Annotated in this window: 8 protein-coding genes and 1 pseudogene; 4 read left to right on the top strand and 5 right to left on the bottom strand. The window is 67.1% G+C overall.

What is annotated here, in order from left to right:
- From U9980_RS11985 to U9980_RS12000, 4 genes and pseudogenes are all read right to left on the bottom strand, one after another.
- Window positions 1-198, bottom strand: a pseudogene (locus tag U9980_RS11985) (hypothetical protein); the annotation flags it as partial.
- Window positions 199-214: 16 nt separating this feature from the next.
- A complete protein-coding gene (locus tag U9980_RS11990; protein ID WP_322767975.1) occupies window positions 215-901 on the bottom strand; it encodes a Tellurium resistance in 687 nt (228 codons plus the stop codon).
- Window positions 902-976: 75 nt separating this feature from the next.
- Entirely contained in the window at window positions 977-2,128 is a 1,152-nt protein-coding gene (locus tag U9980_RS11995; protein WP_322767976.1) for a DUF475 domain-containing protein, read from the bottom strand.
- Window positions 2,129-2,562: 434 nt separating this feature from the next.
- Window positions 2,563-3,138: a TerD family protein gene (locus tag U9980_RS12000; protein WP_322748853.1), complete on the bottom strand. Its 576-nt coding sequence runs from the start codon at window positions 3,136-3,138 to the stop codon at window positions 2,563-2,565.
- A 595-nt stretch (window positions 3,139-3,733) separates the two neighbouring features.
- Between U9980_RS12000 and U9980_RS12005 the strand changes: the two genes are divergently transcribed.
- From U9980_RS12005 to glgB, 4 genes are read left to right on the top strand one after another with little or no spacing between them, the layout of a single operon-like run.
- Window positions 3,734-5,719, top strand: coding sequence for an alpha-1,4-glucan--maltose-1-phosphate maltosyltransferase (locus tag U9980_RS12005; protein WP_322767977.1), 1,986 nt, complete (start codon window positions 3,734-3,736; stop codon window positions 5,717-5,719).
- Window positions 5,716-7,437 carry a maltose alpha-D-glucosyltransferase gene (gene treS / locus U9980_RS12010; protein WP_322767978.1) on the top strand — a complete coding sequence of 574 codons (1,722 nt, stop codon included), beginning with the start codon at window positions 5,716-5,718 and terminating at the stop codon, window positions 7,435-7,437. The genes U9980_RS12005 and treS overlap by 4 nt, the downstream gene beginning before the upstream one ends.
- Before the next feature lie 50 nt (window positions 7,438-7,487).
- The gene (locus U9980_RS12015) at window positions 7,488-8,843 is read left to right on the top strand and encodes a maltokinase N-terminal cap-like domain-containing protein (RefSeq protein WP_416210244.1); all 1,356 of its coding nucleotides are present in this window, start codon (window positions 7,488-7,490) and stop codon (window positions 8,841-8,843) included.
- A 30-nt stretch (window positions 8,844-8,873) separates the two neighbouring features.
- On the top strand, window positions 8,874-11,225 hold the full coding sequence (glgB, locus tag U9980_RS12020; protein WP_322767980.1) for a 1,4-alpha-glucan branching protein GlgB: 2,352 nt from the start codon (window positions 8,874-8,876) through the stop codon (window positions 11,223-11,225).
- Window positions 11,226-11,427: 202 nt separating this feature from the next.
- Here glgB and U9980_RS12025 read toward each other — a convergent pair whose 3' ends face one another.
- A complete protein-coding gene (locus tag U9980_RS12025; protein WP_322767981.1) occupies window positions 11,428-12,423 on the bottom strand; it encodes a tetratricopeptide repeat protein in 996 nt (331 codons plus the stop codon).
- Window positions 12,424-12,529 lie beyond the last annotated feature (106 nt).

A 12,529-nucleotide genomic window follows, 5' to 3' on the forward strand; every position in this document is an offset into this window, starting at 1 on the left:
CCCGTCCATGCCGGCGGTCCCGTCCATGCCGGCGGTCCCGTCCATGCCGGCGGTCCCGGCGGTCGGCGGCCGACCGCGGTCTGCCGGCGGCGGATCCGGCGGGTACCAGCGCGGCGCGTCGGGCACCGGCTCCTGGCGCGGCCGGAACATCGAATAACGACCGTCATCCCCGAAAGGTGGCGACACAGGGCGATTCATGGTTCTGTTCCGCCGCCTACTTGCGTCCCGGCGTCCAGTTCAGACCCCATCCATAGGTTCGATCAAGATCCTGATGGCCAGTGACATAGCGGACCTCCCTGTTCACCACGAGGTCGTCACCCCTGGAGTTGGTCAACTGGGCGATAGCGCACATCCGGGCGTTGCCGGCACTCTCGTCCAGCCGTACCTCGATCGGCGCGCCGCGCGCCGGCGTCAACGTCACCACGGCGTTCGCCTGGTCGAAGTTGGGGGCGCCGGCATAGATGAAAGCAAAAATCAGCAACCGGCGGATCTCCCGGACATGGGCGAGGTTGACGAACAGGTTCTCCCCGCCGACGGACGCGCCTGTCCGGTCGTCGGCATCGAGCTGGACGTACGGCGGCGCCTCAAGAGACCCGAAGGTGTTACCCAGCGCCTGGACGACACCCTTGCGGCCGTCGGTGAGCTCGTAGAGGCACGCCAGGTCGAGGTCGACCCCGTCGGAGGCACCGCCGAGAACACGCTTGAGGAATCCGCCCGGGCCGCCGGCCGAGCCCGGGGCGCTCTGGGCCGTCCAGTTGAGGTTGACGTGTAGCCGACCGCCGCCGCCCTGCTTGCTCAGAGACACCGAAGGTGCATTCTTGGTCAAAGTGACCTTGCTCAGTGACACCGGCGCCGGGTTGGAATCCTGGCCGCCGGACCGCTTGGTGTAGTCAATAGGCATGATCCGCTCCCTTGCGGTGGTCGTGATATGAGCTTAGAGCGCCCGGCAACAGAGGCGTGGCGTCGCGGGAACAGGCTAGGAACGGGCCGCCACCACCTCGCCGGACCGAGCGTCGGGATCGCCGTCCTGCCCCCCTGCACCGGCAGCCCGCTGCCGGTCGCGGTTGCGGATGGAGGTCACCAACGCGACGGCGATGAACCCGACACCGACAAGACCGGTAATGATCTCGGGAACTTCGGTCTCGATGCTGATGGCAAGAATCACCGCCAGGGCGCCGATGGCGTAGTGGGCACCATGCTCCAGGTACACATACTCCTGCAGGGTTCCCCGGCGAACCAGATATACGGTGAGCGACCGAATGTACATCGCGCCGATACCAAGGCCAGCCGCGATAACGAAGATCTTCTGAGTGATCGCGAATGCGCCCACCACGCCGTCGAAGGAGAACGAGGCGTCGAGCACCTCCAGATAGAGGAAGAGGAAGAACGCGGCTTTCCCGGCGGCCAGCACCACCGCGTTCGCACCGCCGGTTGACCCGGCCCCGGCTCCGACCCCGTCGGATTCCGCGCCGTCCTCCTCGGTGTCCGCACCGACGCCGCGCGCCTCGAAGAACTCCCCGAGACCACGCACACCCAGGTAGGTCGCAAGACCTGCGACACCGGCGCTCAGCACCTGCTGGGTGTGGTCATCGGAGAACGCCTCCGCCACGACCAGCAGCGCGACCAGCCCGACCACGACGGACAGCACGTCGAGACGGCCGGCCTTGCGCAGCGGTTCCTCGAGCCAGCGCAGCCACTGGATGTCGCGCTCGGGATCGAACATGAAGTCCAGAAAAATCATGAAGAGGAAGATCCCACCGAAGGCTGCGATCGAGGGATGGGCGTCGGCCAGCCGCGCCGCATACTCGTCCGGGTTGTTCAGCGCAAGGTCGAAGACCTCCAGCGGCCCCAGATGGGCGGTGACGGCGACGATGACGATCGGGAACAACAGCCGCATCCCGAAGACCGCGATCAGGACGCCCACGGTCAAGAAGATCTTCTGCCAGAACTCGTTCATCCGACCCAGGATGGTCGCGTTGATCACCGCATTGTCGAACGACAGGCTTATCTCAAGGACCGCGAGGATGGCGACGAGAGCGGCGGTCTGAGGACCCCCGATCACTCCCGCCACTGCGATACCTACGACGGTGACGGCCAGTGACCAACCAAAAATGCGCAAGACTTGCACGAGAAACAGGTACCTCCCCCGGACCGGGTCTGGCGCGGCGCCGGGAGCACCACCGCGCCCCGACCCCGGTCCGGAGCATCGAGGCAGCACGTCAACCGCAGGTCTACGTAGCGGTCCACCGGGAATCGTCGGGGCCGGCGATGACGCGGCCACCGGGGTCCCGGGGGACCCGTCCGATCACGAGATGTTCTGACGGGTCCCCCGTGACGGGCGCCGGGCGGGATACCTTCGCCATCCCGCCTCGCCCTCTACCCTGCCGCCTCGCCCTCTACCGTGCGCCGTCTACCCTGCGCCATGGTCGCCCGCACGTTGACCTACCCGGCCGGCCGAGCGCCGGGTCCCGGGCATCGTAACCGGCCAAACCAGCACCGCCGTCGCACCCGGATCGTTGCGGACGTGCGCCACACCGGCAACGGGCGTGGGGGAGATGCCGATCAGACGTTGACGCCGTAGTCCCGGGCGATGCCGGCAAGACCGGTGGCGTAACCCTGGCCGACCGCCCGAAACTTCCACTCCGAACCGTGCCGGTAAACTTCACCGAAGACCATGGCAGTCTCGGTGGAGGCGTCCTCGGTGAGATCGTAACGTGCGATCTCGGCGCCCCCCGCACCGTTCACGATCCTGATGAACGCGTTGCGTACCTGGCCGAAGTTCTGCTGGCGTGACTCCGCATCGTAGATCGAAACCGGGAACACGACCTTGTCGATCTCTGCTGGCAAGCTGACGAGATTCACGTTTATCGCTTCGTCGTCGCCTTCTCCCTCACCGGTCAGGTTGTCGCCCTGGTGCTCGATGGCGCTGTCCGGGCTCTTGAGGTTGTTGAAGAAGACGAAATGGCCGTCGGAGAGCACCCTGCCGTCGGCCCTGCACGCGATCGCACTCGCATCAAGATCGAAATCTGCACCGGTGGTGCTCCGCGCATCCCACCCGAGGCCGACGACGATGTTGGCGAGGCCCGGCGCCTCCTTGGTCAGCGAAACGTTTCCGCCCTTGCTGAGGCTGACTCCCACTGCTCCTCCTGCTGTCCTTGCGATCGGGGCTGGTCTTGTATCCCGGGTGTTTCGGGGCCCTGGCCGCCCCCCGCACCGAGCGCGACGCAGCCTACTGGACTCGATCATGCATACCCACGGCGACATGGGGTCACCGGGGTCTGCCTCCTGCGGGACGAACGGGGCAACGCGGGGGTTCCCCGGGGCAGCAACGGGCCAAAGGGCGCGCGACGATCGTCAGATCGCGCGCCCGCAGGCCGCACGTCCCGGGGCAGCAACGGGCCAAAGGGCGCGCGACGATCGTCAGATCGCGCGCCCGCAGGCCGCACTTCCCGGGGCAGCAACGGCCCACCCACGCGTGAGCGTGGCCGGCATGGGTATCCCCCAGCCGATACCGACGGTGGGCCGGTCCACCCATGGCAACTGACCTACCCGGAACGCGCATCAACGTGGAGACTTCGATCCGATGCCGACATCCTCCCCGCCCGGCGGACCGCCTCCGTATCACCAACACAACCCCACCCGGTGGTCCCACGCTGTTCACGTTGGGGCGCCTCCGACTGGTACAGCAGAGGCGGATTATCAAGGAGTGGTTCCCCTCGATAAGGTCGCGGCGATGATCGGACGCTCAATAGGCCGGGTTGTCATCTCTGACATCAGCCCCGCCGTATCATGTGGACAGTGGCCGTCGCGGGCGGTAGAGGGTGAGATCCTCACCGTCACCGCGACGGTGTTTCGGGATGGCCATGATCTGATCGGTGCCAATGTGGCGCTGTCAGGTCCGGATGGCCGCGGCACGCCGTTCACCCGGATGCAGCCGGTCGACGTGGGGACCGACCGGTACCAGGCCGAGGTACGCACCGATTCGGAGGGCCTGTGGGGCTTTCGCATCGAGGCATGGGCCGACCCGGTGGCAACCTGGCTGCACGCCGTTGAGATCAAAACAGCGGCCGGCCAGAGCCTGGACGAACTGGCGGTCGACTTCGAAGACGGGGCCCGGCTGTTGCTCCGCGCGCTACCGGGGGTCCCGGAAAGCCGCCGTGCCGACATCCAGCGGGCCGTCGACGCGTTACGCGATGACACCCTCACAGACCCACACGGCCGGATAGCCGCGGCACGCGACCCGGCGGTGGTCGCCCTGCTCAACCGGTTCCCGCTGCGGGAGCTCATCACCCGTTCGCCGTTCTACCGGATCTGGGTCGACCGTCGCCGCGCGCTGTTCGGGAGCTGGTATGAGTTCTTTCCGCGATCCGAAGGGGCGGGTCTGGATCCGCCCCGCTCGGGAACCTTCGCGACCGCGGCGCAGCGGTTGCCCGCCGTCGCCGCGATGGGTTTCGACGTGGTCTACCTGCCGCCGATCCATCCGATCGGGGAGATCAACCGCAAGGGTCCGAACAACACTCTGATCCCCGGCCCCGACGACCCCGGTTCGCCATGGGCGATCGGCAGTGAGGCCGGCGGCCACGACGCCGTCCACCCGGGCCTGGGCACGATCGAGGACTTCGACGAGTTCGTCGCCCAGACCCGGGCGCTCGGTATGGAGATCGCTCTCGACCTCGCCCTGCAGTGCGCCCCGGACCACCCGTGGGCAAAGCTGCACCCGGAGTGGTTCACGGTGAAGAGCGACGGGTCCATCGCCTACGCCGAGAACCCGCCCAAGAAATACCAGGACATCTACCCGCTGAACTTCGACACCGACCCGGTCGGTCTTTATCATGAAGTGCTCCGCGTGGTCAGGTACTGGACCTCGCACGGCGTACGGATATTCCGGGTCGACAACCCCCACACCAAGCCGGTCCAGTTCTGGGAGTGGCTCATCGCCGAAGTGAAGTCGACCGAACCGGACGTGCTGTTCCTGTCCGAAGCGTTCACCCGGCCACACATGATGCAGGCGCTGGCCAAGGTGGGCTTCACCCAGTCCTACACCTACTTCACCTGGCGCAACACGAAGGCGGAGTTGGAGACATACGGGCGGGAACTGCTGGAGACCGCGCACTACATGCGTCCGAACTTCTTCGTCAACACTCCCGACATCCTGCCGGGATATCTCCAGGACGGCAGCGACGCCGCATTCAAGATTCGTGCGGTGCTGGCGTCGATGATGTCCCCGACCTGGGGGGTCTACGCGGGGTACGACCTGTTCGAAAACGTTCCCGTCCGGGTCGGGAGCGAGGAGTACCTCGACTCCGAGAAATACCAGTTCCGCCCCCGGGACTGGGCCGGTGCCGAAGCCGCGGGACGTTCACTGGCGCCCTATCTGGCCACGCTCAACCGAATACGAAAAGATCATCCAGCCATGCACTGGCTACGCAATCTCCGCTTTCACCACGCGGACGGCGACGCAATCATGGCCTTCTCCAAGCGAGTCGGACAGGCACCCGACGACGACCGTGTTCTGATCGTCGTCAATCTTGACTCCCACAACATCCAGGAGACGACGGTTCGTCTCGACATGCCCGCCCTCGGCCTGCAGTGGTGGGACACATTCGATATCCACGACGAGATCAGCGGGGCGAACTACAGGTGGGGGCACGAGAACTACGTCCGACTGGATCCGGCGACGGAACCGGCCCATGTCTTCACCATCCGGCGCAGAGGATGAGCGCCGAGGACTCCCGCGCCGACAGCGTGACCGCTGACCGCGCGGCTTCCGACACCGACTCCGAGGAGCCCTCGCGTGACCCCCTGTGGTTCAAGCGAGCGGTGTTCTACGAGGTCCTCATCCGTGGTTTCGCCGATTCCAACGGCGACGGTACCGGCGACCTCCGAGGAGTCACCGGCAAGCTCGACTACCTGAGCTGGCTCGGAGTCGACTGCGTGTGGCTGCTGCCGATCTACGACTCACCGTTGCGGGACGGCGGCTACGACATCGCCGACTACTTCCGCATCCTGCCGGAGTTCGGCGACCTCGGGGACTTCGTCACTCTGGTGGACGAGGCTCACCGGCGCGGCATCCGGATCATCGCGGACCTGGTCATGAACCACACGTCCGACCAGCACCCCTGGTTCCAGGCGTCCCGCACCGACCCGGACGGCCCCTTCGGCAACTTCTACGTGTGGTCGGACACGGACGACAAGTTCCCGGACGCACGGATAATCTTCGTCGACACGGAAAAGTCGAACTGGACGTGGGACCCGGTGCGTGGGCAGTACTACTGGCACCGTTTCTTCGCCCACCAGCCTGATCTCAACTACGACAACCCCGACGTCCAGGAGGCGATGCTCGAGGTCCTGCGATTCTGGCTCGACCTCGGGATCGACGGCTTCCGCCTGGACGCGGTCCCCTACCTCTATGTGCGGGAGGGGACCAACGGCGAGAACCTGCCCGATACCCATGAGTATCTGCGACGGATCCGCAAGGAGGTGGACGCGAAGTACGCCGATCGGGTCCTTCTTGCCGAGGCGAACCAGTGGCCCTCGGACGTGGTCGAGTACTTCGGCAACGACGACGAGTGTCACATGGCATTCCACTTCCCATTGATGCCGCGTATCTTCATGGCGGTCCGCCGAGAATCCCGTTATCCCATTTCGGAGATCCTGGCGCAGACCCCGGAGATTCCGCCGAACTGCCAGTGGGGAATATTCCTGCGCAACCACGACGAGTTGACCCTGGAAATGGTCACCGACGAGGAGCGCGACTACATGTACACCGAGTACGCGAAGGACCCGCGTATGAAGGCGAACATCGGGATACGCCGCCGGCTGGCGCCGCTGCTGGACAACAGCCGTGACCAGATGGAGCTGTTCACCGCGCTGCTGCTGTCGCTGCCCGGCTCGCCGGTCATCTACTACGGCGACGAGATCGGGATGGGCGACAACATCTACCTGGGCGACCGGGACGGCGTCCGAACTCCGATGCAGTGGTCACCGGACCGCAATGCCGGCTTTTCGACCGGCGATCCGGCCCGGCTGTACCTGCCGCCGATCATGGACCCGGTATACGGCTATCAGGCGCTCAACGTCGAGGCCGAGCAACGGATGCCGACGTCCTTCCTCTCCTGGACACGCCGGATGATCGAGGTGCGGAAGAGGCATCCCGTCTTCGGCCTCGGCACATACGAGGAGCTGCCCGCGTCCAATCCGTCCGTCTTCGCCTTTGTGCGAGAATTCGGCGATGATCGGGTACTGTGCGTGGCCAACCTATCGCGTTTCGCACAGCCGGTCGAACTTGATCTGCGGCGGTTCGTCGGCCTGGTTCCGGTCGAGTTGCTGGGCGGCGTGCACTTCCCGCCGATCGGTGAACTGCCCTACCTACTGACCTTGCCCGGTCACGGACATTACTGGTTCGCGCTCACCCGACCGGGGGAATTCACCCCCTGACGAACCAATGCCTACGATCGATAAATCGGGTGACGACGCGCGGGAGGGCGATGACGGTGGGCGATGATTCTGACCTGGTCGACCTCCTGACCTCCTGGCTGCCGCGGCAACGCTGGTTCGCGGGCAAGGGACGGCCCTGGGGCGGCCTGCGCATCATCGGGGACGTGCACCTGTCCGACCGTCTCCGGCACCTGGTCGTGGAGGTCCGCTACGCCGATCGCGGACCGATCGATCACTACCAGGTGCCGCTGGTCACCCGGCCGGACGCGCCCTACGGGCACGAGAGCTTCCTGCTCGGAAAGGCCGCGGACGGTCTGGTGTACGACGGCCTGCACGACCCGGACGGCAGCGCCGCCCTGCTGGCGTTCATTCAGGGCGACAAGGCCCACGACGGTCTGGTGCCGCACACGCTGGAGGAGCTGGAAACGTTGCCCGCCCACGCGGTCGGGGCCGAGCAGTCCAACACCTCGATCGTCTACGGCGACGCCTATATCCTGAAGGTCTTCCGGCGGCTGTGGGTCGGCGGCAACCCGGATCTGGAGATCACCCGTGCGCTCGCCGATGCCGGCAGCGTCCATGTGGCCCGCCCGGTCTCCTGGCTGGACGGCATCCTCGACGGAGTCACCACCACCTTCGCGTTCATGCAGGAGTTCATGCGCAGCGGCACCGAGGGCTGGCGGCTCGCCCTCACCAGCGTCCGCGATCTCTACGCCGAGGTGGACCTGCATGCCGACGAGGTCGGCGGGGACTTCGCGGCCGAGTCCGAGCGCCTCGGCGCCGCCACCGCGCAGGTGCACGACCTGCTCGCGGACGTGCTGCCCACCGCGGTCGGTGACGCCGGGAGCCTGCGAGCGGAAGCGGTGCAGATGCACCGCCGGCTGGACGCCGCGATCGAGGCCGTGCCGGAACTGCGATCCTTCGAGGCGGGGCTGCGCGAGTCGTTCGACGAACTCGCCCATCGCCGGCATCCGGTCACGCTGCAACGCATTCACGGGGACTACCATCTTGGTCAGGTCCTACGGGTCGACTCGGGGTGGGTGCTGTTCGACTTCGAGGGGGAACCAGCGCGTCCGGTTGCCGACCGGACGGCGCTACAGTCCATCCATCGTGACGTCGCCGGCATGCTCCGGTCGTTCGACTACGCGGCCCAGTCGATGTTGTTGGAACGGGAGGGCGAGTCGGCGCTGAGCTACCGCGCGCAGGAATGGGCGACGCGCAACCGCGACGCCTTCTGCGCCGGGTACGCCGGCGTCGGCGGGTATGACCCACGCGAGGACACGGTTCTGCTGCGGGCTTTCGAGCTCGACAAGGCCGTGTACGAAGTCGTCTACGAGGCGCGGCACCGACCGTCGTGGCTGCCGATCCCGCTCGGTTCGGTCGAACGACTGACGTCCACGAGCGGATGATCGTTTTTTACTAAGGATGGCGTGTTGTCCATGATCATATCTGACGACGCGGTGGGCGGCCCCGGCCGGGATCATCCGCACGATCTTTCTGACAGCAACTCCACCGGCACCGGCTCGCGGCGCGTCGCGGTAGCCGAGCATGGCGCGAGCGCCGACCAGGAGAAGCGCCCACCCGCGTCCCTGCTCGTTGAGGATGCCGATCTTGAACGGCTCGTGAGCGGCGCGCATCACGATCCACACAGCGTGCTCGGCGCCCATCCCCACGGTGATCACACGATCGTGCGGGCGCTGCGACCGGACGCGGTGGGAGTCGTCGTCCTCACCGGTGGTGAACGCCACGAATGCACCCGGCTACACAGCGGCGGGGTGTTCGCTGTGGCACTGCCCACCAGTACGGTCCCGGACTACCGGCTCGAGGTCAGGTACTGCGACGCGACGCACGTCGTCGACGATCCCTACCGGTTCCTGCCGACCCTCGGGGAGATGGACCGCCATCTCATCGGTGAAGGCCGCCACGAGCAACTCTGGCGGGCGCTCGGCGCGCGGGTGCGACGCTACCCGAGCACGGCCGGCGACATCAGTGGTGTCGGTTTCGCCGTGTGGGCGCCGAACGCGCGCGGCGTCCGGGTGGTGGGCGACTTCGACTTCTGGGACGGCCGGGCCTACCCGATGCGCTCGCTGGGTGCCGCGGGCGTGTGGGAGCTGTTCGTACCCGACATCGGCAGCGGCTGCCGCTACAAGTACGAGATCCTCGGTTTCGACGGCGTCTGGCGACAGAAGGCCGATCCGCTCGCGCTGCACACCGAGATCCCGCCGGCCACGGCGAGCGTCGTCTTCGAGTCGGAATACACCTGGGGCGACCAGGAATGGCTCGAGCGCCGCGGCAACACCCCGTGGCATGCCGCGCCGATGTCGGTCTACGAGGTGCATCTGGGCTCCTGGCGCCGGGGGCTGTCCTACCGGGAGCTCGCCACCGAGCTTGTGGACCACGTGCGTGAGCTGGGGTTCACCCACGTCGAGCTGATGCCGGTCGCCGAACATCCCTTCGGCGGCTCCTGGGGCTACCAGGTGTCGGCCTACTACGCCCCTACGTCACGGTTCGGTGACCCCGATGACTTTCGCCATCTCGTCGACCAGCTTCACCAGGCCGGCATCGGCGTCATCGTCGACTGGGTACCCGCGCACTTTCCCCGCGACATCTGGGCCCTGGGCCGATTCGACGGCACGCCGCTGTATGAGCATCCTGATCCGCGGCGCGGTGAACAGCCCGACTGGGGAACCTACGTCTTCGACTTCGGCCGGCCCGAGGTACGCAACTTCCTGGTCGCGAACGCGGTGTACTGGTTCGAGGAGTTCCACATAGACGGGCTGCGGGTCGACGCCGTCGCGTCCATGCTCTACCTCGACTACTCCAGACCCGACGGTGGCTGGGTACCCAACATCCACGGTGGCCGGGAAAACCTGGAAGCCGTGTCATTCCTGCAGGAGACCACCGCGACGGTCTACCGACGCGTACCGGGCGTACTCATGATTGCCGAAGAGTCGACGGCATGGCCCGGCGTCACCCGGCCGACCCATCTCGGCGGCCTGGGTTTCGGCTTCAAGTGGAACATGGGTTGGATGCACGACACGCTGGACTATCTCTCGCGGGCGCCGGTATTTCGCGCATATCACCACCATCAGCTCACGTTCTCCATGATGTATGCCTACTCGGAGAACTTCATCCTTCCGCTCAGCCATGACGAGGTGGTGCACGGGAAGGGTTCCCTGGTCGGCAAGATGCCCGGTGACCGCTGGCAGCAACTGGCCAACCTGCGCGCACTCTACGGATACATGTGGGCGCACCCGGGCAAGCAGGTGCTGTTCATGGGCGGCGAGTTCGGCCAGGACGCCGAGTGGTCCGAAGCCCGGTCACTGGACTGGTGGCACCTCGACGATCCACCCCACCGCGGGGTGTCCACGCTGGTGCGGGATCTGAACCGGACCTACCGGGCCACGCCCGCCCTGTGGGAACAGGACACCTCTCCCGACGGCTTCTCCTGGATCGACGCCAACGACGCCGAGGACAACGTGTTCTCCTTCCTGCGGTGGGCCGACCGCGACGCGACATCCCAGCGCCGGCCGACCGGTACGGTGCTGGCCTGCGTCACCAACTTCGCGGGCGTCGCGCACCGTGACTACCGACTCGGCCTACCGTTCAGCGGCCGCTGGCGCGAGGTTCTCAACACCGACGCCACCGACTATGCGGGCAGCGGTCTGGGGAACCTGGGCGCGGTGATCGCCGTCGATACCACCCACCACGGCCAACCCGCATCCGTGACGCTGACCGTGCCCGCGCTGGCAACCCTCTGGCTGGCCTACGAGCACGACGACCGGCCCTGATCCTCAGGGCAGCCGCCACGCCCCGCCGCATCACGAGTCGGGCGGGGGGCGGGGCGTGGCCGGCAGCGCACCAGGCCGGCAGCGCACCACACAACCGGCGGGATGCCAGCCACCGACAGCCGGGCCACCGACAGCCGGCCAGTGCCAGAACCTGCGGCCTCCGGGCGCGCGATCTGACAATCGTCGCGCGCCCTTTGGCCCTCTAGAAGAGGGCGGCTGACAGCGCTCGACGCGCGGGTACGACCGCCGGCTCGGAATCACCGAGCGCCTCGAACAGACTGACCAGATGGGCCCGCACACGTTCCCGCTCGTCGCCTGCGGTCCGCCGGACCACGCCGACGAGCCGGGTCAGGCCCGTTTCGATCTCACCCTTCGCGACCAGGACATCGGCCAGCATGATGGCCGCCTCGACGTCATCGGGATCGGCCGACAGCCGGCTGCGCAACGCGGCCACGTCGATCGTGGCCACCCGCTGGAAGAGTTCGACCCGGGCTAGCCCGAGCGTGGCGTCCACGTCATCGGGGGCCTGCGCCAGCCGGCGGCGGTAGGCCTGCGCCGCGGTGTCGAGGTCGCCCTTGGCGAGCGCCTCCTCGGCGGCGCTGTGGTCCTCCTCCGCCGCGGCGTCAGCCGGCGCGCCCGCCAAGCCCGCGGCCGCCTCGTCGACAAGTGCCAACAGCTGGTCGAGCCAGCTGCGGACCTCGGCTTCGGGAACCGCCCCGGTGAACTCGCCGATGATCCGACCCCCGACGACCGCCTTGACCGCGGGGATGCCCTGGACGCCGGCTGCCTGGGCGAGCTGCGGGTTCGCGTCCACATCGATCTTCGCGAGCACCCAGCGCCCGGCGTCGGCCTCGGCGAGGCGCTCAAGGATGGGGCTGAGCTGCTTGCACGGGCCGCACCACTCTGCCCAGAAATCGACCACGACCGGGACCTGCAGGGACCGTTGCAGGACCTCGGCCTCGAACGTCTCCTCGGTGACGTCCAGAACGACGGGTTGCCCCGCGGACCCGTTGCGCGCCGGGCCGGAGCCGGCGCCCGCGGCACTCGCCGGGGATCGCGTCGGCGCGGGTTTGGGGTCGAGCGGGACCGCGCCGGCAAAGCGGAGACTGGCGAGCTCGTTGGGAATCCGTGGATCCCCGGCCGCTGCGTTCCTCGACCCGGGCGGTACCGATCGTGGCGAACGGGACCCAGGTGACATGGTTGACCTCCGTGGCATGGCTCCATCGTTGCATCTGAACAGCGAAACCGGACACGGCCTACGCGGACCGGATGCCTACGATGCGTGCATCTCCCCATTTTGACCC

The organism is Protofrankia sp. Cr1, assembly GCF_963555865.1.
GTDB lineage: Bacteria > Actinomycetota > Actinomycetes > Frankiales > Frankiaceae > Protofrankia.

Excerpts from the sequence above, each read along its gene's own strand:
- U9980_RS11990 (WP_322767975.1), bottom strand. The coding sequence starts at position 901 with ATGCCTATTGACTACACCAAGCGGTCCGGCGGCCAGGATTCCAACCCG.
- U9980_RS12005 (WP_322767977.1), top strand. The coding sequence starts at position 3,734 with ATGATCGGACGCTCAATAGGCCGGGTTGTCATCTCTGACATCAGCCCC.
- treS (WP_322767978.1), top strand. The coding sequence starts at position 5,716 with ATGAGCGCCGAGGACTCCCGCGCCGACAGCGTGACCGCTGACCGCGCG.
- U9980_RS12015 (WP_416210244.1), top strand. The coding sequence starts at position 7,488 with ATGACGGTGGGCGATGATTCTGACCTGGTCGACCTCCTGACCTCCTGG.
- glgB (WP_322767980.1), top strand. The coding sequence starts at position 8,874 with ATGATCATATCTGACGACGCGGTGGGCGGCCCCGGCCGGGATCATCCG.
- U9980_RS12025 (WP_322767981.1), bottom strand. The coding sequence starts at position 12,423 with ATGTCACCTGGGTCCCGTTCGCCACGATCGGTACCGCCCGGGTCGAGG.